Origin of the sequence: Levilactobacillus suantsaii, assembly GCF_004115745.1 — a bacterium.
Taxonomy (GTDB): Bacteria; Bacillota; Bacilli; order Lactobacillales; family Lactobacillaceae; genus Levilactobacillus; species Levilactobacillus suantsaii.
Genome location: NZ_QXIL01000030.1, coordinates 1 through 22,561, shown reverse-complemented (window position 1 = coordinate 22,561; position 22,561 = coordinate 1). Strand labels below are relative to the sequence as shown.

General features: G+C 51.1%; 23 protein-coding genes, 5 tRNA genes, 1 rRNA gene and 1 pseudogene. 4 read left to right on the top strand and 26 right to left on the bottom strand.

The window, feature by feature from the left end; genetic code table 11:
* Window positions 1-105, top strand: a pseudogene (locus tag DXH47_RS10565) (IS30 family transposase); the annotation flags it as partial.
* A gap of 31 nt (window positions 106-136) precedes the next feature.
* Window positions 137-1,276, top strand: coding sequence for an LCP family glycopolymer transferase (locus tag DXH47_RS10560; RefSeq protein WP_129033279.1), 1,140 nt, complete (start codon window positions 137-139; stop codon window positions 1,274-1,276).
* 151 nt (window positions 1,277-1,427) lie between these two features.
* Here DXH47_RS10560 and DXH47_RS10555 read toward each other — a convergent pair whose 3' ends face one another.
* Together DXH47_RS10555 and DXH47_RS10550 are read right to left on the bottom strand one after the other, a co-directional pair.
* On the bottom strand, window positions 1,428-1,772 hold the full coding sequence (locus tag DXH47_RS10555) for an iron-sulfur cluster biosynthesis family protein (protein WP_170955013.1): 345 nt from the start codon (window positions 1,770-1,772) through the stop codon (window positions 1,428-1,430).
* Between the two features lie 152 nt (window positions 1,773-1,924).
* Entirely contained in the window at window positions 1,925-3,118 is a 1,194-nt protein-coding gene (locus DXH47_RS10550) for an SAM-dependent methyltransferase (protein ID WP_129033277.1), read from the bottom strand.
* A gap of 398 nt (window positions 3,119-3,516) precedes the next feature.
* Here DXH47_RS10550 and DXH47_RS10545 point away from each other — a divergent pair, with 398 nt between their 5' ends.
* Complete coding sequence (locus tag DXH47_RS10545) at window positions 3,517-4,170, top strand: EAL domain-containing protein (RefSeq protein ID WP_129033276.1); 654 nt, start codon at window positions 3,517-3,519, stop codon at window positions 4,168-4,170.
* 84 nt (window positions 4,171-4,254) lie between these two features.
* Here the strand turns inward: DXH47_RS10545 and DXH47_RS10540 are convergent, their stop codons facing one another.
* The 12 genes from DXH47_RS10540 to DXH47_RS10485 all read right to left on the bottom strand — a co-directional run bounded on the left by DXH47_RS10540 (window position 4,255) and on the right by DXH47_RS10485 (window position 13,775).
* Window positions 4,255-5,082, bottom strand: coding sequence for a PTS system mannose/fructose/sorbose family transporter subunit IID (locus tag DXH47_RS10540; protein WP_170955012.1), 828 nt, complete (start codon window positions 5,080-5,082; stop codon window positions 4,255-4,257).
* A 17-nt stretch (window positions 5,083-5,099) separates the two neighbouring features.
* Window positions 5,100-5,909, bottom strand: coding sequence for a PTS sugar transporter subunit IIC (locus DXH47_RS10535; protein WP_225423572.1), 810 nt, complete (start codon window positions 5,907-5,909; stop codon window positions 5,100-5,102).
* A gap of 82 nt (window positions 5,910-5,991) precedes the next feature.
* Window positions 5,992-6,498 (bottom strand): PTS system mannose/fructose/N-acetylgalactosamine-transporter subunit IIB, encoded by a 507-nt coding sequence (locus DXH47_RS10530; RefSeq protein ID WP_129033273.1) that lies wholly within the window; start codon window positions 6,496-6,498, stop codon window positions 5,992-5,994.
* A complete protein-coding gene (locus tag DXH47_RS10525; RefSeq protein WP_129033272.1) occupies window positions 6,495-6,914 on the bottom strand; it encodes a PTS sugar transporter subunit IIA in 420 nt (139 codons plus the stop codon). The genes DXH47_RS10530 and DXH47_RS10525 overlap by 4 nt, the downstream gene beginning before the upstream one ends.
* A gap of 88 nt (window positions 6,915-7,002) precedes the next feature.
* Window positions 7,003-7,614, bottom strand: a complete 612-nt coding sequence (locus tag DXH47_RS10520) for an HAD family hydrolase (RefSeq protein WP_129033271.1) — start codon at window positions 7,612-7,614, stop codon at window positions 7,003-7,005.
* Between the two features lie 92 nt (window positions 7,615-7,706).
* Complete coding sequence (locus tag DXH47_RS10515) at window positions 7,707-9,116, bottom strand: MATE family efflux transporter (RefSeq protein WP_225423571.1); 1,410 nt, start codon at window positions 9,114-9,116, stop codon at window positions 7,707-7,709.
* 280 nt (window positions 9,117-9,396) lie between these two features.
* Window positions 9,397-9,481: transfer RNA gene (locus DXH47_RS10510), tRNA-Leu, on the bottom strand.
* Between the two features lie 79 nt (window positions 9,482-9,560).
* Complete coding sequence (gene thrB, locus DXH47_RS10505) at window positions 9,561-10,445, bottom strand: homoserine kinase (RefSeq protein ID WP_129033270.1); 885 nt, start codon at window positions 10,443-10,445, stop codon at window positions 9,561-9,563.
* Between the two features lie 13 nt (window positions 10,446-10,458).
* A complete protein-coding gene (locus DXH47_RS10500) occupies window positions 10,459-10,944 on the bottom strand; it encodes a SprT family protein (protein ID WP_129033269.1) in 486 nt (161 codons plus the stop codon).
* 58 nt (window positions 10,945-11,002) lie between these two features.
* A complete protein-coding gene (locus DXH47_RS10495) occupies window positions 11,003-11,437 on the bottom strand; it encodes a hypothetical protein (RefSeq protein ID WP_129033268.1) in 435 nt (144 codons plus the stop codon).
* A 12-nt stretch (window positions 11,438-11,449) separates the two neighbouring features.
* Window positions 11,450-12,283, bottom strand: coding sequence for an ammonia-dependent NAD(+) synthetase (gene nadE, locus DXH47_RS10490; protein ID WP_129033267.1), 834 nt, complete (start codon window positions 12,281-12,283; stop codon window positions 11,450-11,452).
* A gap of 25 nt (window positions 12,284-12,308) precedes the next feature.
* Window positions 12,309-13,775: a nicotinate phosphoribosyltransferase gene (locus tag DXH47_RS10485; protein ID WP_129033266.1), complete on the bottom strand. Its 1,467-nt coding sequence runs from the start codon at window positions 13,773-13,775 to the stop codon at window positions 12,309-12,311.
* A gap of 209 nt (window positions 13,776-13,984) precedes the next feature.
* On the opposite strand from DXH47_RS10485, the gene DXH47_RS10480 reads away from it, so the two are divergent.
* The gene (locus tag DXH47_RS10480; protein ID WP_129033265.1) at window positions 13,985-14,716 is read left to right on the top strand and encodes a WecB/TagA/CpsF family glycosyltransferase; all 732 of its coding nucleotides are present in this window, start codon (window positions 13,985-13,987) and stop codon (window positions 14,714-14,716) included.
* A gap of 75 nt (window positions 14,717-14,791) precedes the next feature.
* Here DXH47_RS10480 and DXH47_RS10475 read toward each other — a convergent pair whose 3' ends face one another.
* The 12 genes from DXH47_RS10475 to rrf all read right to left on the bottom strand — a co-directional run bounded on the left by DXH47_RS10475 (window position 14,792) and on the right by rrf (window position 22,559).
* A complete protein-coding gene (locus tag DXH47_RS10475) occupies window positions 14,792-15,493 on the bottom strand; it encodes a GntR family transcriptional regulator (RefSeq protein ID WP_129033264.1) in 702 nt (233 codons plus the stop codon).
* A 28-nt stretch (window positions 15,494-15,521) separates the two neighbouring features.
* Window positions 15,522-16,664, bottom strand: a complete 1,143-nt coding sequence (gene nagA / locus DXH47_RS10470) for an N-acetylglucosamine-6-phosphate deacetylase (RefSeq protein WP_129033263.1) — start codon at window positions 16,662-16,664, stop codon at window positions 15,522-15,524.
* Window positions 16,665-16,741: 77 nt separating this feature from the next.
* Complete coding sequence (gene proC, locus DXH47_RS10465; protein ID WP_129033262.1) at window positions 16,742-17,545, bottom strand: pyrroline-5-carboxylate reductase; 804 nt, start codon at window positions 17,543-17,545, stop codon at window positions 16,742-16,744.
* Between the two features lie 859 nt (window positions 17,546-18,404).
* A tRNA-Gln gene (locus tag DXH47_RS10460) sits at window positions 18,405-18,476 on the bottom strand.
* A gap of 6 nt (window positions 18,477-18,482) precedes the next feature.
* Window positions 18,483-18,565 (bottom strand) — tRNA-Tyr (locus DXH47_RS10455).
* Window positions 18,566-18,646: 81 nt separating this feature from the next.
* Window positions 18,647-19,462, bottom strand: coding sequence for a metallophosphoesterase (locus DXH47_RS10450; RefSeq protein ID WP_129033261.1), 816 nt, complete (start codon window positions 19,460-19,462; stop codon window positions 18,647-18,649).
* Window positions 19,463-19,538: 76 nt separating this feature from the next.
* Entirely contained in the window at window positions 19,539-21,017 is a 1,479-nt protein-coding gene (locus DXH47_RS10445; protein ID WP_129033260.1) for a peptide MFS transporter, read from the bottom strand.
* A 340-nt stretch (window positions 21,018-21,357) separates the two neighbouring features.
* Window positions 21,358-21,639, bottom strand: coding sequence for a PTS lactose/cellobiose transporter subunit IIA (locus DXH47_RS10440; protein ID WP_129033259.1), 282 nt, complete (start codon window positions 21,637-21,639; stop codon window positions 21,358-21,360).
* 1 nt (window position 21,640) lies between these two features.
* The gene (locus DXH47_RS10435; protein ID WP_129033258.1) at window positions 21,641-21,973 is read right to left on the bottom strand and encodes a PTS sugar transporter subunit IIB; all 333 of its coding nucleotides are present in this window, start codon (window positions 21,971-21,973) and stop codon (window positions 21,641-21,643) included.
* Between the two features lie 293 nt (window positions 21,974-22,266).
* Window positions 22,267-22,339: transfer RNA gene (locus DXH47_RS10430), tRNA-Thr, on the bottom strand.
* A 24-nt stretch (window positions 22,340-22,363) separates the two neighbouring features.
* Window positions 22,364-22,436, bottom strand: a tRNA-Asn gene (locus DXH47_RS10425).
* 6 nt (window positions 22,437-22,442) lie between these two features.
* Window positions 22,443-22,559: ribosomal RNA gene (rrf, locus tag DXH47_RS10420) — 5S ribosomal RNA — on the bottom strand.
* Window positions 22,560-22,561 lie beyond the last annotated feature (2 nt).

Below are 22,561 nucleotides of genomic sequence, written 5' to 3'. Positions count from 1 at the left end.
TTAACGACGACGTTACTCCAAATTAACCAGAGACCGCTTAAAATACTTGACTGGAAAACACCGTATCAGGTTATGCTGACCAATTTGTCCAAAAATTCGGATTAAATTTGCAATCTACCAAAATGGGGAATAAATTATGCCGAACAATGGAAGTAACCGGCAGAGGTCACCGGAGGACTTTGAACAAGTCTATGACCGCCGTTCAGACCGTAACTCACATTTTAAATCGCCTAAGGTCCATCCACATCGACCCATCTTGTGGGTCATTGTGGCCATTTTATTAGTCTTCTTATCCGCAGGACTCGCCTATGGGTATCACGCGTGGTCCTCCGCTAAGAAAACTTTTAGTGAGACCTACCAATCTTCTAAAATGACCAAGAGCCGAAACGTTTCCAACGTTTTGAAGAAGAACAAACCCTTCTCCATTTTGATGATGGGGACGGATACCGGGGCTCTGGGCCGGTCTGACGTTGGCCGGACTGATACCATGATGGTCGCCACCATCAATCCGCAAAAGGAGACTGCTTATCTGACCAGTATTCCGCGGGACACCCGGGTCACGGTCGGTTCCGGTACCAACGCTTCCGTGCAAAAAATCAACGCGGCTTACACCATTGGGGGCGCTAGTGGTGCCGTGAAGACGGTCGAAAACTTACTGGACATCCCTATCGACTTCTACGCTATCGTCAACATGGGCGGGCTAGAGAAGATGGTCAACGCGGTCGGCGGAGTCGATGTCGTGCCACCACTGACCTTCAAGTACGCCCAAGCTAACGTGAAGAAAGGTGTCAAGGTCCACTTGAACGGGAAACAAGCCCTTTCCTACTCACGGATGCGCTACGATGATCCTAATGGAGATTACGGTCGGCAAAAGCGCCAACGCCAAGTGCTTCAAAAACTAGTGGTCAAGGCCGCGGGCTTATCGTCAATTACCCGCTACCAAAAAATTCTCAAGTCGCTTGATGGGAATTTGAAGACCGACTTGACCTTCGATGATCTGATGCAGATTCGGGCGAAGTACGGTGACGCCTCCCACCATATCAAGTCAGAGACCCTCCAGGGACAAGACGCAATGATTGATGGGGGCTCTTATCAAGTGCCAACCAACAAGGAATTACGCAAGGTCTCAAATCACATTCGCAAGACCCTAGGACTTAAAAGCACTAAGAAATTCACCACTGATGCCGCGACCGATACGACTTCAACCACAGGTACCGATAGTGGCTACGGCTATAGCTACAGTAGTAGCACCACGACTAACGGTTACGGTTACTAATTTTAATTGATAACAATTCAGAGGGGCCCAATTCACTGCGAATTGGGCCCCTTTTTTGATTTTTGGCGGTTGCGCAAAAAACGGACCAGGGGAAATTATCCCCTGGTCCGTTTAGTGCCAATCTCGTCAATCGAGATTGCTCTTTTAAAGGTTAATTCTTAGCTTTGCCCTTAGCGACGGCACTGTCCAACGTGCCGCTATCGTCCTTCAAGACTAATTGACGGTTGGCAAACGTCAACGTCAATCCGTTGCCCAGGTATGGTAACTCGTTTTTCGACGTGTAGAGTTTATACCCCACGTTGTTGGTCAACGCTACCGTATAGTCAGCATCTTCTGACTTACTGAAGACTAACTTGAACGCATTGCCGATGGTGCAGGTGCCACCAACGTCCGAGAACTTATTAGAGCCATCGTCGGCAACTAAGAAGATATAGCCACCATCAATGATTTTATCAGCTAAGTAGTCCTTGGCTTCGTCTTTAATCGTGATATCCATCATCGTTCCTCCTTCAAACCTAAACCATAGTATCTGGTTATCCTGTCAACACCCCTAAGTTACCACAATTAACGACGTGGTATAAAACGATTACACTCGCAAGTTTATAAGGTGAGAATAGCCGGCTTCATTTGAAGGTGATATGGACCGCATTACGCCTTAACTTTTGCTTGATCCGTGTAGACGTAGTCCCGCGTCATTGGTAACCCGGTGCCGCTCGGGGCCTTGACCAGTAAGTACTGCATGACGTCAATGTTGCCAGCTTCAAAGGACGCTGCACAAGCTTGTAAGTACAAGCTCCACATGCGATCGAAGGTTTCACCGTACTTGGCGATAACTTGTGATCGGACCTGTTCATAGTTGTGGTACCAGCATTCTAGTGTCTTTTGGTAGTGCCGGCGCAAGGGTTCAATGTCTGAAAATTGTAGCTGGGCATCCATGATGTGCGTCAGATTTTCGGCAACGTTAGGAATATAACCACCTGGGAAGATGTACTTGGTAATCCACGGATCGACGCCGGCCCCCTGGTGCTGACCGGTGATACCGTGAATCAAAGCCCGACCACCGGGAACCAAGAAATCGTGGACTTTCTGGAAGTAGAGACCTAAGTTTTCCTTGCCAACGTGTTCGAACATGCCGACCGACGTCACGTAATCGTACTGGCCCTTCACTTCACGGTAATCTTCCAGTAAGATGTCAACTTTACCTTCCAAGTGCCGTGCCTTGATCTGTTCCTTGGTGTAGTCGTATTGTTCCTGGCTCAACGTAATCCCCGTGGCTTTTAAGTCGAATTCTTCGGCCGCCATGAAGAGTAACGTTCCCCAACCACTGCCGATATCTAGCAAGCTCTGGCCCGCTTTGGGTGCCAGCTTCCGCAAAATATGGCGGTCCTTGTTCAGTTGAGCTTGCGTCAACGTGTCGTCATCGTGCTCAAAGTAGGCACACGAGTAGGTCAATGTCTTATCCAACCACAGCTCGTAAAAATCATTACCAATATCGTAATGGCTTTGAATATCCTTTTGACTGCTCTTTTCTGAGTGGGACACCTTCGGCAAATGCTTCAAGAAACTATTGTTCTTCAGAAAACTCCCGGCTTTGCGGTAAGCCGAAGCCACTAGCTCTTGGATGCTGCCATCGATTTCAATATCTTTATTCATGTAAGCTTCGCCCAATACCAGCGTTGGCTTATCGGTCATGGCTTTCAAGGGGATCTCCTTGTTCAACCGGACCTTGATGACGGGGTCACCGTCACCGTAAGTTTCGGTCTTGCCATCCCAATACGTGACTTGAATCGTGATATCAAACGCGTGACTAAACAGTCGCCGGTACATCGTTTTTTCTAACATAGCACTATCAATCTCCTCAACTCAACTATTAATTTTCACCGTTCCCCCTGCCGGGTGGGCGCTGGAAACCATTACAGAAAATCTATTGAATATCCTCTTTAATATAAACTAATTAACCCATCATCGTCAATTGACTCACCAACGTCAACGGCCAGTAGGGAGTTAGCCGCCGGTGGCTTCTAAAGTATTAACATCAGCAAGGCCTTTTATAAATCAATTTAAAATTTATACAGACAAAGGTTCAACCATCGGAACAAGTATATTTAGCACTATCGGCTGTTTTTATGATTACTCGTTAAACTTATTATTCCCATAAACCTTCTATGGGCTTGCTTAGTTTTGAGATTGTGCTATGCTGAAGGCGTTATCATTGGGTTTTCAAAGGAAGTGACTTGTCGATGTATCGGTTCTTTGCCCAACCACAAGTTGATCAGGCTCGCCACCGAATTTTCGGCTACGAGGTCCTGTTACGTCAACAAAAGCGTCACGTCTGGGTTCTCCCCGCCTCATTTACGGCCATCTCGGTCCCAGACCAGGCCCGGTTGCTCCAACAAACGGCGACAGCCCTGAACGTTGCCACGACCAATCAACGCCTGGCATTCAACCTCAATCGCCAACAGTTCCAAGACCCCCAAACGCTCACGACCATCGTGAAGTTAAAGCACCAACTAGGGACGGTACCGTTGGTCATTGAACACACGGAGGCGCCCAAATTATCCGAGTTGATTCCCTTTAGTGCCACGCTTCATCGCGCGGACATCCAGCTGGGATTAGATGACGTCGGCACGGGCGTCAACACCTACCATAACGTCAAGTCGCTATTACCATGCGTCGATGAGATCAAGTTTGCCATGCAGAATTTTCGGGCACAGCACAAGCCCGCAGCGATTCAACCCGAGCTAACGTTTTGGACTAAAGTCGCCCGGGAACACCACCTAGAAATCATCTTGGAAGGGATTGAAACTGGCCAAGACCAAGCCTTAGCCCATCATTATGGCATCACATTGCATCAGGGCTATTTATACGGTAAACCTGCTTTGGTCACCGCATAATTCAATCAATCAATTTAATACCACTTAAAAAGCGGACTTCTCACGGCACCAATCCCTGAGAAGTCCGCTTTAATTTTAACGGGGTTAAGCTAACCATCCTAGCCAGTAACCCAAGATACTCAAACCTAAGACTCCTATCAACAACCAGAAGGGTTTAACCCGATGATGTAACAACCATACGCATCCCAAGGTAGCGACTAACGGTAAAAGACCTGGCAACAATTGATTCAACAGGGTCTGAAGGGAGTAACCCGTTTGGTGATCAGTAGTCAACATTGGTTTTAAGGTCAGCTTGACCCACCGCGGAATCATCGCTCCCATCATGAAGAGTCCTACGAGTGACGCCCCGAGCGTAAGTTTCTGTAAAATACCGGTTCCCAGGTCTTGAATGACATCTAACCCGTGCCGATAACCCCAGCGTTGGGCCCACCAACGAAACCCTAAGCGCACAATGTTCCAGCTCACGAAGAACACTACCGGACCCAGGATACCTAGACCACTAAGCGTTAAACTTGCCGCAAAGGCACTTAAAATGGGGCGCCAGGTGCCCCACCACACGGGATCGGTCACACCAGCTAACGACCCCATCATCCCCACTTTAACGGCGTTGATATCTGCATCCGTGAGGGCTTGGCCGTTTGCCCGTTGCTCTTCTAGTGATAAAGTCACCCCCGTAATCAGCGATTGCATATAAGGCATGGTGTTGAACGCCACCAAATGTCGCGTCGCTGCAGTAGCCTGATCCATACGTTGGGTGTACAGCCGTTTAATGGCTGGAATCATGATGTAGCAAAAGCCCAGATTTTGTAAGCGCGGGTAATTCCAGGCCGCTTGTTCCAGTCCCGAACGCCCAAAGATCCGTAACTGGTCCCCCAACGTGAGGGTCTTAGACAACTGTTTAGGTGTCGCCATACTTGCCACTTCCTTCATCAAAAATCATCGAGTTCCCGGTCCAACGCCTCGTCATCGGTCGTCTCCGGAGTTTTTCCGGTCGGCGAATTGGGTCCCGACCCGGTGTGGTTGGGCCACTGCACGTACAACACAGCTAAAGCAATCGAAATCATGCCTAGTGCCAACAAACTTAAGCGCTGGTCCGTTGCCAAAGCAAAGCCCAGAAAGAAAAATGGCCAAAGTTTACGAGTGGCCATAGTGTTGATCACCATTGCAAAACTGACCACGACCAACGCGCCTGCAGCCACCCGAAAGCCGCCCCGCAAAACCGCGGGCAACAGGTGGTACCCCGCGGTTAACCAGTCAGCTGGCAGGCTCATCAAAAGCGCCGCTGGCAATAACGTCCGTAAGCCTTGCAAGCCAGCACTTACTACCTGTAACCGACTGATGCGGTGCAGGTCTCCGGCGGTAGCGGCTTGATCAGCACGGTTCACCAAGGGAATAATCAGCTGACGTAAGCCCAGGGTGCTGAGTTGGCCGACCCAGGCCAACGGCAAAGCCAAGATGACCCCCATTTCCACGGGCAGTTGGGCGGTCCCCGCGACCCACCAAGCCGTGATGACCGCGGCTAGCGCCGGGTCGGGGGCCACCGAAGTGCCAATGTTCATCCAGCCAAACGTAATCAATTGTAGTGACGCGCCCAAAGCCGCCCCCGTCAGCGGCTGGCCTAAAGCAAGCCCTACCAAGGTACAGGCGACAATTGGCTGTTGGAATTGCCATTCATCTACCACGCCATCTAATCCCGCCAGAAAGGCAATGATCAGCACGGCGATAATCCTACCACTCACATTTCTCGATCCCTTCATCAATCGTTGTCACAAAAAGGCCTCGCTCAGGCGCAATCCTGAGTGAGGCTGCCAGACGTTTAACCTATTGTGTGAGGCCTTTTTTGGCGGCCAGCACCAAGAAGTTCTGTTGGTGATCCGTGGGAACCGTCTGGGTATACGCGGTCACCCCAGCATCCTGCAATTGACGCGCCGCCTGGACATCCTGATCATCAGCCGCCACACTGGGCGTCAACATCGTGCGATGCGGCGTGTACGCCAAGTTACCCACGTTGACCCCCGTGGCCTTGAGATCGATACCCTGCGCCACTAGCGCTGCCATTTCAGGCAACGTTTCGGTCAAAATCAACGGCCGAAAGCCATCGAACCGGGCGTCCCGGTAAATCTGAACCATTTTGGCGCTCGGAATCACGTTGACCTTCACGGCCGGCGGGGCCGCCTGCAGAATCAGCGTTTTACGTAACTTATCTTGCGCCACCGTATCGGAAACGACCAGGATACGGTTGGGCCGAACGGCTTTCGTCCACACCGTCGCTACTTGGCCGTGAAGCAACCGACTGTCGACCCGTGCGAGTTGAATCGCCATTGTCATAGTAAGTCGTCATCTCCCATATCTAGTTGTAAATCTAAGTGGCGAATCCCGCCCCGCGCCGTTTGCTCTAGGTGCGGGATCACCTGATCTAAAGATTGTTGCTGTAAAGCCAAGGCTTCAATCAACATGGGCAGGTTCACGCCCGCCAGTAACCCGTAGGTCCGCGGATGCGTCGCCACTAGTTGACTCGCCGTGTTGAACGGTGAGCCGCCCCAAAGGTCGACCAAAAATAAGAGTTCCGTCATGGCCGTCATCTGATCAATCGCGTGTTGATAGCGCTGCGTCAGCGTTTCGATACTCTCATTAGCCGCCAATGAGACGGCCGCAACGTTATGTGTCTTTCCAAAAATCATTTCGGCACTTTGCAAAATGCCGTGGGCAAAATCTCCATGTCCCGTTACAATTATGGCCAGCATGCTGCCACCTCTTCAACGTTTCCTTTTAAATTTAGACTGACTTTAATATAGCATAAAAGAGCGGTTACATCTACCTTACTCCGTAACCCTAACCCAATAATCTCAGCATTTCGGCCGGGGTCTGAAAGGAGACATCGGGTACCAAATCCGGGTGCTTGCCATTCCAAGCCGCCAGTCCGAATTCGACTTGCGCCGCGTGGGCCGCCTCGACGTCATACAGGGTGTCACCCACATAAACCGTGCTGGCTGGGTCGGCTCCTAGCCGTTGCATGGCTAGTAAGATGCCATCTGGTGCGGGCTTGCCGTGGGCCACATCTTCGGCGACCACGGCCTGACTAAAGTAAGGGGCCAACCCCTCATGGACCACGTCTCGGTCGTATTCAAACCGACGTTTCGATGTCATGATGGCCAGTTGGGCCCCCCGCGTCTGCAACGCTTGTAACGCGGCTTTGACCCCGTCGTAGACCGCAACGGTTGCACGATAATCGGCTGTCCGGGGCCCCCACAACGCCAATACCTCCTCGACATCGGGCACCTGCAAACGAATCAAGGCGTCACGACTGGGAATGCCAAAGGTCGTGGCCAGTTCCGCGTAGGGACGATCCATCCCCCGTTCGTGTAGAATCGCCTGCAGCGACTTGATGTACATCGCCTCGGTGTCCAGTAAGGTGCCATCAATATCAAAAATAAAACTTTTCATAGTTGCCTCCTTGATTACTAGTTAATGAATCCATCAAAAAAGGGAAGCTGATCGCTTATGATCACCTTCCCTAGTGTAGCATGCTTTTAAATTTACGACTCAAACTTCGGTTGCGCGTCGGTCGGAACCGCGGCTTCGTCCGCTTGGTCCGCTGACAAGAAGTCTTCGGAACGCTTCAAGTTCCGCAGTTGGTGTACGGCCCGAATCCAGGATGGCACCAAGATAGCGCAGGAGCCTAACCAAGCCAGTGGTTCCGCCGAAACGGCCCCGCTATAACCAAAGGCCTCGACCATAAACAAAGCGGCAAAGACCCGCATGGTCAATTCGCCGACCCCAGCTAGAGTTGGCAGTACCCGCCGACCTAAGCCCTGCAGGGTATTTCGAATGATGAACAGGACACTCAACAAGAGGTAAGTGCTCCCAATGATGTTGAAGTAGGTCTGGGATAATTGAATAACGTGTTCATCGGCAGTCCCGATGATCAACGTGACGATTGGCTTGCCAAAGAAGATGACTAAGCTTCCCGCAGCGACCGCAAAGATGCCAGATAACCAGAGGGTCTTCTTAACCCCTTCGAGGATCCGGCCATACTTGCCGGCCCCAAAGTTTTGGGCCGCGAAAGTCGCCATGGTGACCCCAAACGAGGACATCGGCAACGAGCACAGTTGGTCAACCTTGGACGCTGCCGTGGAAGCCGCTACGGAATCGGTCCCTAAGGAGTTCAATGCTGCCTGCATCACCATCGTCCCAATGGCAATGATGGAGAGTTGAAAGCCCATCGGCATCCCAGTGGAGAAGTGGTCCCAGAGTTCCTTGATAGTGACCGTAAAGTCGGACTTAGAGATGTGCAGAACCGGGATTGAGCGCATAATATACAAGACGCACAATAAAGAAGCCACGACCTGTGAGATCACGGTCGCCCAACCGGCACCGGCCACGCCCATGTGGAAAACCAGAATGAAGAGGAGTTCCAAAACAACGTTGACGATGGTCCCGATGACCAAGAAAATCAGTGGCGTCCGCGAATCACCCAGCGCCCGAATAATGTTCGAGAGCAGGTTGAAGGCCATTGACGCAAAAATCCCGATGAAGATAATGCTGATGAACGTCCGCGCATTAGCAAAAATGGACGCTGGCGTTTGCATCAACTTCAAAATAGGGTCGACAAATGTCAGGGCCAACGCCGTCAAGACAATCGTCATTAAAATCGAAATGACAATGCTCGCCGCAAACGACCGCCGCACGCCGTGATAATCACGAGCGCCGTAACGCGTCGCGGTAATGATGGCTAACCCGGCAGTCAGACCTTGAGCGAACCCAATAATCAAAAAGTTAATGGACCCCGTGGCGCCGACTGCGGCCAGGGCTTTGACCCCCAAAGTCTGCCCGACAACCACGGTATCAGAAACGTTATATAATTGTTGGAATAAATTACCTATTAACAGTGGAATCGTAAAAAAGAAAATAAGCTTTAAGGGCTTCCCCGTGGTTAAGTCGTTCATATGCCGACCTCCTTTGAAAATTTTGCCCGTGTTTTCAAGCACAGGACCATTACTATACCGCCTCTCAGCAGAATTGTCACCTAAAAAGCTCACACAATTTTCAGAAAATTTGTACGAACATTTAAAGCAGTATTCTACGCCCTTCTGACGCACTTGGGAAGAGCCAAACCGCCTAAAAACGATTGCAACCCGTAATTGTTATCCTTTTGTCACATAAACTGCCCAAATGTGGGCATAAAAAAATCGCTACCCCGAAGGTAACGATTTTTAATCCAATTAGTGCGGCCAAGAAGATTCGAACTTCCACCGGGTTTACCCCGACAAGATCCTTAATCTTGCGCGTCTGCCAATTCCGCCATGGCCGCGTTAACTCACAAGAGATAGTATACCAAATGGAAATGGTCCTCGCAATCCCTTTTTGTGAGTTATTTGAATTTTTATGCTTTAAGCATCCGTCAAGACCGTGGCGCCGTGCTCATCCAATGGGATGATGCGCAGGCTCCCCGGTAAATCGTGGGTGGTCAATTTGTTACGTAACAGGGTCAATTTAGCCTGTGACCCCAGCGTGACGACTGTTGGGCCGGCCCCACTGAGGTAGGTGCCACTAATGCCCAGGTCGTGGGCCGTTTCGCGAATGAGTTTTAACTCCGGCACCAGTTGTGAACGCGCCTGTTCGTGGAACTCATCGCGTTCGATCATCTTCGCCGCTAAGTCCCACTTATTTTCTAACACCGCCGCGACCAAAACGTTGGCTACCCCACTAGCATGGACCGCCTTCTTGAAGCTGACCTGCTTAGGCAGTGCCGCCCGACTCTTATTGGCTAAGAGCGTCTGCGCGGGAATGAAGACCAACGCTGACAGATTCGGTAAAGGCAACTGCAACGCATCTGCCTGGCCCGCCGCATCCACAGTGGCCACAGCAGCCTGGCCCAACAAAGCGGGCGCCACGTTATCCAAGGCGCCGCCTAACTTGACCGCCCAGTTTAGTTGGTCGGCAATGCTGAGGTCCATTTCGCCTAATTCATTGGCAATCTTAATCCCCGCAATCAACGCACTGGTCGAGCTACCCAATCCCCGGGAAACCGGGATATCAGACATTACGGTCAACTGATGCGGCGTCAACTTGGGGTTAACCTTCAGAGCTGTTTGGACCATCAGGTTATGCTCATCACGTGGAATATCCGTTCCTAAAGCGTGGTTGACCCGCCAATTTTCGGTTTTTTCTTCGATGATGACGGTCAAATACAAGTGTAAAGCCGCCCCAATAGAATCAATGCCTGGGCCCAGGTTCGCCGCCGTAGCGGGAACTCGAATAATTGTCTTACCCATCTGCCATTCCCCCTTATGTCTCTTGTGGTCGTTGCGTGGCTAGGACCGTCCCTTGATACTGCAAACGCCCGCGACACCGACCACAGACTAGTCGCGTCACATCAATCCGCCGGAGTCGGTAGTAGCGTTGCGCACACTGCGTGCACACGTAAACTTGAAAACGACGTTTGCGGTGCACCGTAGTGCTTGGGGCCGGGGCGTAACGCAATCCGCCAACTCGTGCCAGAAGTTGCTGGAACGCCTTAGTCCGATGCTGCCCCGATTGACCAGCCAAGTGGAGATGATAGTGACACAACTCATGCTTGATGACCCCAATCAGGGTCGCGCGACCGTGTTCACTTAGCATCTTTGGGTTGAGTTCCAAATTATGGTCCTGTAACCGATAACGGCCACCAGTGGTCTTCAAGCGGGCGTTGAACGTGGCTTGGTGCCGGAAGGGCCGGTGAAAACTGGCCATTGAGATTTGCTCCACTAACCGCTGCAATTCAAGATTGGTCACCTAACCATCCCTTCCATGATACCACGTTATGCGGCGCGACTCGTGACGATTCGATTGCCTACTGCACGCTGGTCATAATCCGCTGAGTCGCCGCGGTGACCTTGGTCATCGCGTTCTCCTGTGTCTTTTCTGCTGCATCAAAGGCCGCTTGATCCACTGTTTGTTGGTCAGCATCGAGGCTATCCGTCATCGACTGACAGCCTGCTACGTAGGTCCGGTAAGCCGCCACTAACGCTTTGTGCTTGCCCAGGATACGGACGGGCACGCTGGCGTTTTGCAACTGGTCCAGCTTGCCTTGGTACGCCGTGGTCCCCGCTTGAAAGTGGGTTTTGATGTCGGTCAAATCGGCCACCGTCAACTCCGCCACGGTCCCGTTATCCAAGGCCTTGCGGACGGTCTCAAAGTCGGTGTTCATTTGGTCGGCTTCGTCTTCCGTCCCCTGCAGGACTTGGGACAGGGTGCCGATGTAAGTACTCATATTAACTTTTCGCATGGGTTGCCTCCCTTACTTGTCCTGCCAGAACGTATCGTACACATTGACTGGCATGTGGCGCTTGTGGGCCGTCTTATGGTACCACGCCTCGATCTTCTCGGCGGCTGCCTGACTAACCGTTCGGCCTTCCAAATAATCGTCAATATCTGTGTAACGCACGCCTAACGCCGCTTCATCGGGAAGAGCTGGCCGGTCGTCTTCAAGGTCGGCCGTCGGCACCTTCTTATACAGGTGCTCCGGGGCGCCTAAGGTGGCGAGCATGGCCGCCCCCTGGCGCTTATCTAGCCGCCAGATAGGACAAATGTCCGTGGCGCCATCCCCGTACTTGGTGTAAAACCCGGTCACGGCTTCGGCCGCGTGGTCGGTGCCAACGACGGCTCCAGCACGGGCACCGGCAATCGCGTATTGCGCGATCATCCGTTGCCGAGCCTTGATATTACCCTTGTTAAAGTCACTGATGGTTTCCTGGTTTGCTGCCACAGCCGCTTCCATGGCGTCAGTCGCCGGTTGGATGTTGACCCGTTGGACCTCATCGGCGCCCATAAAGTCGATAGCGGCCATTGCGTCGGCCTCGTCGGCCTGTTCCCCGTAAGGTAAGCGGACCGCAATGAAGCGGTAATCGTTATCGCCCGTTTCTTGACGGAGTTCCGTTACGGCCTGTTCACACAGTGCCCCGACTAAGGTCGAATCTTGGCCCCCGGAAATCCCCAGGACTAAGGTCTTCATGAAATCGTATTGTTGTAAATAAGCCTTGAGAAAGTCGACGCTCCGCCGAATCTCGGCGGCCGGGTCGATCGTTGGTTGGACCTTCAAGGCCTCAATGATTGCTTTTTGTTGTTCCCGCATCGTGAATTACCCCCTCAATACCGGTCTATTCCGGCATCTTTTGCACGTAACTGTGAATCTGCTTGATGATAGCCATCTTCTGGTCCCAGCACTTTTGTGACAAGTCGACCGGGTACTTTTGTGGATTCAAGTCCCGCTTGTATTCAGGCCATAAGTTGGCAAGGGCCCCGCGGCATCGGTCCCGGACCGCCGACAAGCTCGGCAACTTGTAGACCAGCTTCCCATCTGCAAAGATGGGCTGGAGAATCGGCCGGGCGTTGAAGTCCGTCACCGTTTTACTGATGTAGGTGTAGCTTGGATGGAACATGTACAGGGCCTCTTCGTTTTGCGGGTCTTCGTCGACTAAGGAAACGTAGTCGCCTTCCGTCTTGCCATCGGTCTTCTTGGTGATGCGCCAAACTTGCTTCTTACCAGGCGTCGTCACCTTTTCGGCGTTGTTGGACAACTTGATGGTCGGTTTAAGCTGACCCTCATCGTCCGCAATGGCCACCATCTTGTACACGGCGCCTAAAGCTGGTTGGTCAAAGGCCGTGATCAGCTTCGTCCCGATGCCCCACACATCGATCTTGGCGTCTTGCATCTTCAAGCTTTGAATCGTCTTTTCGTCCAGGTCATTCGATGCGTAGATTTTAGCGTCCGGGAAGCCCGCTTCGTCTAACTTTTGCCGGACCCGCTTTGACAGGTAGGCCATATCGCCAGAGTCGATCCGCACCCCCTGGAAGTTGATGCGGTCGCCCATCTCTTGGGCTACCTTAATGGCGTTCGGTACCCCGCTGCGTAACGTGTCGTAGGTGTCGACCAAAAAGACACAGTCGTGATGGGTCTCAGCGTACGCCTTGAAGGCCTGGTAATCATCCCCGTAGGTCTGAATCAAGGAGTGGGCATGCGTGCCGCTAATCGGAATCCCAAAAAGCTTACCAGCCCGCACGTTCGACGTGGCGTCAAACCCACCGATGTAGGCGGCTCTGGTTCCCCAGATGGCGGCATCAAATTCCTGAGCCCGCCGTGTCCCAAACTCCATCAACGCATCGTTGCCGGCCACGGAACGAATCCGGGCTGCCTTGGTCGCAATCAAAGTTTGGTAGTTGAGAATGTTCAAAATCGCCGTTTCCACTAACTGGCAGTCGGCTAATGGGCCTTCCACTTGTAATATAGGTTCGTGGGCGTAAACCAGTTCCCCTTCAACGGCCGAGCGAATCGACCCGGTGAACTTAAAGTTCTTGAGGTAAGTTAAAAATTCTTCGGGATAGTTTTCAGCTTCCCGTAAGTAATCAATATCCGTTTGGGAAAAATGCAATTTTTGGATATAATGGACCACGTGTTCTAATCCCGCATAAACGGCGTACCCGTTGTGAAAGGGCATGTCACGGAAGAACACCTCAAAAACGGCGTGCTTGTTGGCAATGCCTTGTTGGAAGTACGTCTGGATCATGTTGATTTGATAGGCATCCGTATGGAGCGTATAGCTATCGTCAGGATACAAGTTCGTCATAATGGATTTTACTCTCCTTATAGGTTTCACTGTACTAATTCACAGACTCATGACAATTAAACTTAACTGTTCTATTTTAGCATGAAACCAATCTAAAAATTCTTAATTTCAATAGTAACAGGAACAAAATGACCGGCCCACTAATTTGTCTTACAAATTGGCTAATGATTATTCAGCCAACTTAGCCGGCTTCGAAAGGAAGTTCACCTATGTCCGCTACATTCCCGACCGTCACGGTCCTCGAGATTCCCTTCATCAAGACCACCCAAGCCCAGTTTTTAACCACCTTGCAGCAACGAATCACGCAACAGGAAAACACCTTCGTGGTGACCGCTAATCCGGAAATCGTGATGTACGCTCACGAACACCCCGACTATCAAGCTACCATTCAGGGTGCTGATTTTGTGACTCCCGATGGCATCGGCATCTTAAACGGCGCGCAGATTTTGGGCCAGCCCTTACCGGAACGCATCACCGGGTTCGACACGCTTCAAGCCCTCTTGACCTGGGGAAGTGACCACCACCGCTCCGCTTACTTTGTGGGCGCCAAGCCGGAAGTCGTCGCTAAACTCGCAACTCGCTTGCCTCAAGCCTACCCCGGCTTGGACATCGTCGGCCTCAAAGACGGCTACTTTCAAGACGCTGCACCCATCGTCGCCGACATCGCCGCCAAACAACCGGACATGGTCTTTGCGGCCCTGGGCTTTCCTAAGCAAGAGAACTTCATCGCCACGCACCGGCAAGTTACTCAAGGTCTATGGATGGGGGTCGGCGGAAGCTTTGACGTGCTGGCGGGGACCGTTCCTCGCGCCCCTCAATTCTGGCAGGACCATCATCTGGAATGGCTCTACCGAACACTGAAGGACCCCAAACGGCTCAAGCGCATCGCCGTCATCCCCCGTTACCTGCACCTGGTCAAGCGTCAGGCTAAACAACAATAACCCATAATCACGTTAAATCAAAGGGCCTCACAGCCACGTCTTCGCTGGCTGTGAGGCCCTTTTGGTCGCTCAGGATTACTTTTCCAAATAAAATTCAAACCGTTCGCCCACGTATTGGGTCCGCACGTATTCGAAGGGGGTCCCGTCTTGCAGGTAGGTCACTTGCCGTAACCGCAAAATGGCATCGCCACGCTTGATCTTCAGATATTCCGCAATCCGTTCGGAAGCCGACATTGCGGAGACCGTTTGTTGCGCCTTGCCGGGATTCAATTTCTTTTTATCTTCCAAGGCCCGGTAAAGCGAACTGGTTACTTCTTTTTTGTTCAACCCTTTGACCAGGCGGTCCGGGACCGTGGCCACTTCAAAACAAATCGGCACGTCATCCCCGTAGCGAATCCGCTCCATCCGCAAGACGACATCGTCTTCGTGGAGTTTGAGCTTCTCGGCTTCACTCAACGAGGGACTCATCACGTGATACGAGATGGTCTTACTCGACGGTTGCTTGCCCTGAGCCAGCATCAGGTCCGTAAAACTGGTGACCCCAGACATCTTTTCTTGGACCTTTTGATTAGCCACGTAGGTGCCAGAACCCACTTGGCGTTCCAGGATACCCTCGTCGACTAAGGTCTGAATGGCTTGCCGTAACGTCATCCGACTCACATCAAAATCGCGTGAGAGCTCCCGTTCGGAAGGGATTCGATCCCCCACCGCCCACTTTCCGGCTTCGATGGCTCGTTTAATATCGTTATGAATTTGAATATAAATCGGTGAACTCACAGCACCCAACATCCCTTCTAGATTGTTTCTATTTCGTGGTTCCCGTCATCCGGCGCCCCAAACTGTACGTGGCTTGCAACTGTAAGTCACGCGTCATCAAGTTGAGGTCCGCATCCCGGCCCACGGTGATTTTTCCTTTACGCGTTAAGCCAAATTCTTCGGCTTGGTTGACCGCACTCATCTGGACCGCATCGGCCACGCCACAGCCCGTAAAGGCGATGACGTTGCGGAAGGCCTCGTCGTACCGCAAGACCGACCCCGCCAGGTTGCCGCTCTCTAAGCGTGCCTGGCGGTCCTTGACGATGACTTTTTGCCCGCCCAGTTCACTGACGCCTTCGGGCATCCCCTTAGCGCGCATGGAATCCGTCACTAGCTCTAAGCGGTGCGGGCCCTTTTGCTCGTAAGCCAATTTGACCATGTCCGGCACGTTATGGAACCCGTCACAAATGATTTCACAATACAGGTTATCTTCCAACATGGCGTGCCCGGTAACCCCCGGTTCACGGTGCCGTAACCCTCGTTGCGCGTTGTACAAGTGGGTCACGTGGGTCGCCTTACTGGTCAACAACTGTGCGCGCGTCGCGTTGGAGTGACCGACCGACGGCACGATACCGTTAGCCAGGCAATAGCTCTCAAATTTAGCGGCGCCTGGGTCTTCCGGCGCATAGGTGATCAACTTGACTCGGTTGCCCGATAACTCGTTCCAGTGAGCCAACAAGGCCACGTCGGGGTCCTTGATGTACTTTTCCGGTTGGGCCCCCTTGAAGATGGCCGCAATGAACGGCCCTTCCAAATGGACCCCTTGAATCACCGGATTCTTTTCCGCCGCCTGTGCAATGCCTTGCATCGCGTGGTCGATGGCGTCATTGGACTGGGTCATGGTCGTTGGAAAGACGGTCGTGATCCCCTCACCGATCATTTTGGTGACCATAGTATCAATCTGGTCGGGATCCCCGTCCATGCTGTCGAACCCGTAGCCCCCGTGGCTGTGCACGTCGATAAAGCCCGGCACAATCGTTTGCCCCGTGACCACGTGGACTTCATCTGCCGGTTGGGGCCGAAACTCAGCCACCGGCCCGACCGCCGTAATTTGTTGGTCAAAGCGGACGTACCCGTCGGCAATGACCTCATCCCCAGTATAAATTTTAGCGTGTTTTAAGACAATGCTCATAATGCTCCTCCTCGATTAAGGCCCAACTAACAACATTGTCATTATAATCGGTATAGACCATCGTTGCAAGTCAGAACTTAGTGGCGACCCGCTTGATCTTTCGCTACCGTGGCGTCGATGCCTTTGACGACTGATGTCATCAAACCGGCTTCTTCCATGGCCAACAAACCAGCCACGGTACTGCCCCCTGGTGAGGCGACTTGGTCGATCAAGGCAAACGGAATTTTGTCGCTCTTCAAGACCATTTTGGCCGACCCCAACGTGGCTTGCGCGGCAATCTGGGTCGCCTGGGCCTTGGTCAGGCCATACTTCACGCCGGCCCGGCTAAGACTATCGATAAACAAGTCGATGTAGGCTGGCGAACTCCCCGCTAACGCACTAAAAATTCCAAATTGGTCTTCAGCGAGTTGCGTGGTGGTCCCAATCGCGCCAAAGACGCCTAACGCACTGGTCAGTTTGCCACCGGTCAGTTGAGAATTAGCCGCTACAGCGGTCATCCCCGCCCCAATTTCCACGTTCACGTTCGGGAGCGTCCGCAAAATCGGCACCTTTGTTCCCACAATGTCGCCCATGGTCGCTAACGACAACCCCGCCACGATCGAAATCAACGTGGTCTGGCCGTCGGCGAGTTGGGGTTTGATTTCCCGTAACACATCTGGAACCACGTTGGGCGTGACCGCCAGGACCACTAAATCGCTTTGCGTTGCCACGTCGGCATTGCTCGCCGCCGTCATCAACCCATGCTGTTTGGCGTACGGCGCATAATTTTCCTGTCGCCGGCTATGCACGATGATGTCTTCCGGTAAAAACGCCTTTGCTTGGAGCAGGCCGGCGATAATCGCCTGGGCCATCCCACCAACACCAATAAAACCAATATTCATCATAAATCCCCCTAAACGCCGCCCGACACTGTCGGTGTCGTCGATTATTTGTCCGGTGATGCCTCCACCATGGTAGCGAATACATCGAAATTGGTCTAAGACTGGCCGCCGTTCCGGTTTGTTCGAGGACCTGTCTCGAAACCAACGGACCCGTAATTTGGTCTAACCGGTCTGCACCATGATTAAGTCGACTTTAGCGAAAAAAACGGCACTTGTCAATTTATCGCCGGGAGAAAACCAGTCACTGCAGGGGCAGACGCCGAAAATTGGATAGAAAAAGGATCTATAGTATCTGTTATTGAGACTCAAGATAGACTTGGGTGTTCGCAACAGATGATATAGAACCAGAATTTTCGGACGCATACCTTTTTACAACCCACATAGCTACTTTAATCATTTGACCTGTTTACTTGACCCAGAGCAGTCCCTAATAACTAAAAGTCATATTACTTTTTAGGATAAAATATTTTAGCCCATAGTTCAGAAAGAAAGGCAAAGACCAATTGAAAAATAGTCACTATCAATGTATTTTCCCAATAGCCAACTAAGTATTTCTTGAATTTTTTAAAAATTATAAATCATCTTCAAATATAATTTAAAGCACCACAGCCGTAACAGCCTTTGCCAAACGCTTTGCCGTCTTCTTTGAACATCCAAGTCCTCTCAAGAAGCTTGCGACAGCATGCTGAACATCTTTCTCACCACCAGATAGTTTAACAACCATTTTCAGCTTAGTTACTTCCAAAATAATCTATCAACTTCACTTGACGAAGAACCAGATTATCAATAATCGCTTACAAAGAGCAAAAAAAAAGAAACCCAGGATAATCCCAAGTTCCCACCGCGGTGATTCATCTGATTGGGCTAGCTGGGTTCGAACCAGCGCATCACGGGATCAAAACCCGTTGCCTTACCACTTGGCTATAGCCCAAGAATATGGAGGGGAGTGGATTCGAACCACCGAACCCGAAGGAGCGGATTTACAGTCCGCCGCGTTTAGCCAGACTTCGCTACCCCTCCAAAAAATGAAACGTCGTAACGAATCAACTTCACTATCATACAAAATTCTGCATAAACCGTCAAGCCTTTTTCTAACTTTTTTTAGGTCAAGGTTAAAATTCGTAACCGTCGGCGCCATTCCGTCATGAAATCCCCACTCTCCCACTCATTCAAGCGATGATTGTGGTACCCCAGCGCTTGGTTATAGTACCAGGTATTGCTGAGGTGTTGCGGCCAGTAATGCCGGTGCATGTGCCCAAAGACAACTACGGGGACCTGGTATTGCGCAAACAATTGTCCCAGACGCGGACTGCCCATGACGGCATTAGCCATGTTCCAGAAGCGGTTGTCTTGGGTGTAAACGATGTATTCACGACGGGGGACAAAGTGCGTCATCACCAGGACTTGCTTCTGGGCCGCTTGAGCTTGGGCTAATTGCGCCGTTAATTGCCCGTAGACCCGTTCGAAGCGCTGGGGGTCACTCAAGTCCTGGGGAATGCTGCTATCGACCCAGAAGGCGTTTTTCCAGGCTTGAAAGTTGCGCCCCACTAAATTATCCGCAAAACCGTAGTCGTACCAGCCATTGTTGCCGATAATGCGCCAGTTGGTCCCCGCCACGTCCAGAAATTGGTTGTGCAAATACGTGGGCGTCAGTGGCGTTTCCAAGGCCGCGGCACTCACGTCATGCAACATATCGTGGTTACCCGCAATAAAGCGGACCTGTGCCGGGGCCAGTTGCGTTTGCAAGGCCTGGGCAATTCGTACAGACTGGTCAAAATGATTCGAGAGGTCGCCCGCAATCAGGTAAAGTCCCACTCGTTGTCGCTTCAAATAAGCTACCTGCTGGGTAATGATTTGGGCTGGGTCCACTCGGTTCACGTCAAAATGCAGATCACTGATTAGCGCTACGCGTACCATGTCCATTCCCCCTTTCGTGGCCAGCAAAAAAGTGCCCGCCTAGATGACCTAGCGTAGCACTTTTTCGCGTTAAAACCTATTTAATTCCCGCCATTAATTTCTTCAGCGGTTTAACCAGCATAAACAAGATAACCCCGGCAACCAGGGCAACGATAGCGACTCCCATAAAGTAAGCCACTTCGTTTTCTGGGGTGTAGAGTTTAACGATTTGCGCGTTGACCGCTTGCCCAGCGGAGTCCGCTAAGAACCACATACTCATCATCTGTGACTGGAAGGCCCGTGGCGCTAACTTCGTGGTGACGGACAATCCAATCGGGGAAATCAGCATTTCGGCAATTTCCACGATGGCCCAACTGCCGACCAGCCATAACGGACTGACCTTGGCACTGGTCCCAAACATCATGACTGGAACCACCATCAGCAGGTAAGAAACCCCGGAAAAAATCATCCCAGTCGCAAACTTAGTAGGAGAACTTGGTTGGTTCTTACCCCAACGGTCCCACAAGAAAGCAAAGATTGGCGTGTAGATCAGGATGAACAACGGGTTCAAGGATTGATACCAAGCTGGTAAGATATGCAGGCCCAAGAAATTGTTGTTCGTCTGGTCGGCCGCAAACAGCGCCAGAACGGATGACCCTTGTTCTTCAATGGCCCAGAAGACGGCCGCGGCAATAAACAGCCCTAAGTAAGCCCAAACATGCTTCCGTTCGGTGGTATTAACCTTTTTACTCGTTAAGAAGAGCGTAAAGTAAACCACTGGTGTGGCAATCGCAATAATAGAAAGTAACAGGATAAAGCTATTGATGTTCAGTGAGCCCATAAGCCCCATTAACAAGAGAATTAATGCGAACGCCACCAAACCAATGATGACCCGAACTGACAACTTCTTTAAGTCGCCCGGTTCCAGTGGATCGGTCGGGTACAAGCTATCCTTGCTTAAGTACTTGCGCCCACCGAACCAGTATTGAATCAAACCAAAGAACATCCCGATAGCGGCTAAGGAGAACCCTAAGTGGAAGTTGTAGTCTAATCCTAACCAGCCCACAAGGTATGGGGCAACTAACGACCCTAAGTTAATCCCAAAGACGAAGATGGTAAACCCTGAATCCCGACGAGGATCACCGGTATCGTACAAGCCCCCGACCATTTCGGAAACGTTGGGCTTCAATAACCCGGTCCCCAGCACAATTAGTAAGATGGATACAAATAGGGCCATCTTGCCGGCGGGGATTGATAAGGCGATGTGCCCGAACATGATGAAGACCCCACCGATGAACACGGTCCGGCGACTTCCCCAGACCCGGTCACTTAAATAGCCCCCTAAAACGGCGGACAAATAAACCATGGACCCGTAAATCGACATAATCGAGGCGGCGGTTCCCTGATCGAACCCTAAACCACCCTTAGTAACTGAGTAGTACATGTAGTAGATCAGGATGGCACGCATGCCGTAGTAACTGAATCGTTCCCACATTTCGGTGAAGAACAGTGTGGATAATCCACGCGGTTGGCCAAAGAAAGATTTATCTTGGCTGACTTCCGATTTGTTGTTCAAGTTGATAATACCTCCATTGCATTCTGACAAAAACTATATTTATGCTCCGTAAGGAATAACGGTCGACCCACTGCATACGAACATCTCATAGGTCTCTCATAAAACATAGTGATAATTATAATCCATAGAAGGCCATTACGCAACGGCTTTCGGAATGTAAGCGCCTTTAAACAGCTAAAAGCCGGGCTTGAATAATGAATAAAAAATTGACTCGAGCATGCAATCTTCTTATTTTTTATTCATTTCGCTCTTAAAAACGAGTCCGTTTTTTATGAGTCACCACCCCTCCTTAAAATTTAAAAAATTCAGCCAATATCGGCTGAATTTTTTAAAAGTTGTTTTATTTTGATAATAATGCTTGAACCAGGTCATAATTGCTCTCAACGGCCATGAGGGTGTCCAGTACGTGACACCCCAAAACATTGGGACTTGCCTGTCGATCAGCTAAGCGCGCAGTCAATTGGTTCTGCAGCCGATGAGCAGTTACCAACTGATCATGTCCGGCTTGTAACTCAAGGACGCCCGTTTGATGATATGTCTGGATGGCCTGAAATAACGTTTGTTTCGCCTGGCCAGCTGTCGTGAGGACCTGCATGGCCAGTTGGTCGTTCGTCGGGGTCATTTTAGAGGCTCGCAACGGCTTTTCCCGCCGTTAGCCCTAATGTTTGACTTGCAAACTTAACCAGGGCCTTACTGTTTAGCCAGCCATAAATGTCATTGGGAATCACCGCAACGTTGACGTTAGCCGTCCACGCGGCATCTAGTTGGTCTTGATAAGCGACTTGCGGGGCTAATAAGACTAAATCCTGTTCAGCCAATTGTGCGGGCGTTAGCTCTGCAAAACTAGTTGCCGTAAACCGTAAGGAGACCCGCCGGGCTTCGGCAACTCGTTTGGCTTCTCCCAGAAATAAGTGACTAGAAATCCCCTGACCACAAACTAATAAGACGTTTTTCATAATGCGCATCTCCCTTTTTATCTGTTTCTTCGATACTTCTAGAATAGCACTAAGTTAAGTATACCACAAGTATTATATTTAAAAATCAATACCCAAAAATAAGCTCAAAATATTATCAAACCGGCAATTATAAGACTATACCAATTATTGCAATTGACCTATACCAGTTAAGAAAGCGATTACAGCGGCAGGGCTAGTCGTGGCCGCATCACGTCACATTATCAGTTTAGGCAGCCACCGGGAAAAAAGCCACAAAAAAACATCATTCACCGAAGTGAATGATGTCATTAAGATGCCGGCTGAGGAATTCGAATCCCCGACCCTCGGTTTACGATACCGATGCTCTACCAGCTGAGCTAAGCCGGCATACTTGCTAATAGATTAGCACAACTCCGGCAGGCGGACTCGAACCGTCGACAACCTGATTAACAGTCAGGGGCTCTACCAACTGAGCTATGCCGGAATAATCGCGTGGCAACGTCCTATTCTCGCAGGGGGCGATCCCCCAACTACTATTGGCGTGCTGAAGCTTAACTTCCGTGTTCGGCATGGGAACGGGTGTATCCTTCAGGCTATCGCCACCACACT

Bases quoted from the DNA above. Each gene is read 5' to 3' on its own strand.
- thrB (WP_129033270.1), bottom strand. From the start codon at position 10,445: ATGGGTAAGACAATTATTCGAGTTCCCGCTACGGCGGCGAACCTGGGC.
- DXH47_RS10515 (WP_225423571.1), bottom strand. From the start codon at position 9,116: ATGAACGACTTAACCACGGGGAAGCCCTTAAAGCTTATTTTCTTTTTT.
- DXH47_RS10495 (WP_129033268.1), bottom strand. From the start codon at position 11,437: ATGCGAAAAGTTAATATGAGTACTTACATCGGCACCCTGTCCCAAGTC.
- DXH47_RS10440 (WP_129033259.1), bottom strand. From the start codon at position 21,639: ATGACCCCGACGAACGACCAACTGGCCATGCAGGTCCTCACGACAGCT.
- DXH47_RS10545 (WP_129033276.1), top strand. From the start codon at position 3,517: ATGTATCGGTTCTTTGCCCAACCACAAGTTGATCAGGCTCGCCACCGA.
- DXH47_RS10550 (WP_129033277.1), bottom strand. From the start codon at position 3,118: ATGTTAGAAAAAACGATGTACCGGCGACTGTTTAGTCACGCGTTTGAT.
- nagA (WP_129033263.1), bottom strand. From the start codon at position 16,664: ATGAGCATTGTCTTAAAACACGCTAAAATTTATACTGGGGATGAGGTC.
- DXH47_RS10530 (WP_129033273.1), bottom strand. From the start codon at position 6,498: ATGACAATGGCGATTCAACTCGCACGGGTCGACAGTCGGTTGCTTCAC.
- DXH47_RS10520 (WP_129033271.1), bottom strand. From the start codon at position 7,614: ATGAAAAGTTTTATTTTTGATATTGATGGCACCTTACTGGACACCGAG.
- DXH47_RS10525 (WP_129033272.1), bottom strand. From the start codon at position 6,914: ATGCTGGCCATAATTGTAACGGGACATGGAGATTTTGCCCACGGCATT.
- DXH47_RS10555 (WP_170955013.1), bottom strand. From the start codon at position 1,772: ATGGATATCACGATTAAAGACGAAGCCAAGGACTACTTAGCTGATAAA.
- proC (WP_129033262.1), bottom strand. From the start codon at position 17,545: ATGAATATTGGTTTTATTGGTGTTGGTGGGATGGCCCAGGCGATTATC.
- DXH47_RS10540 (WP_170955012.1), bottom strand. From the start codon at position 5,082: ATGGCGACACCTAAACAGTTGTCTAAGACCCTCACGTTGGGGGACCAG.
- nadE (WP_129033267.1), bottom strand. From the start codon at position 12,283: ATGCGGGAACAACAAAAAGCAATCATTGAGGCCTTGAAGGTCCAACCA.
- DXH47_RS10435 (WP_129033258.1), bottom strand. From the start codon at position 21,973: ATGAAAAACGTCTTATTAGTTTGTGGTCAGGGGATTTCTAGTCACTTA.
- DXH47_RS10450 (WP_129033261.1), bottom strand. From the start codon at position 19,462: ATGGTACGCGTAGCGCTAATCAGTGATCTGCATTTTGACGTGAACCGA.
- DXH47_RS10560 (WP_129033279.1), top strand. From the start codon at position 137: ATGCCGAACAATGGAAGTAACCGGCAGAGGTCACCGGAGGACTTTGAA.
- DXH47_RS10480 (WP_129033265.1), top strand. From the start codon at position 13,985: ATGTCCGCTACATTCCCGACCGTCACGGTCCTCGAGATTCCCTTCATC.
- DXH47_RS10485 (WP_129033266.1), bottom strand. From the start codon at position 13,775: ATGACGAACTTGTATCCTGACGATAGCTATACGCTCCATACGGATGCC.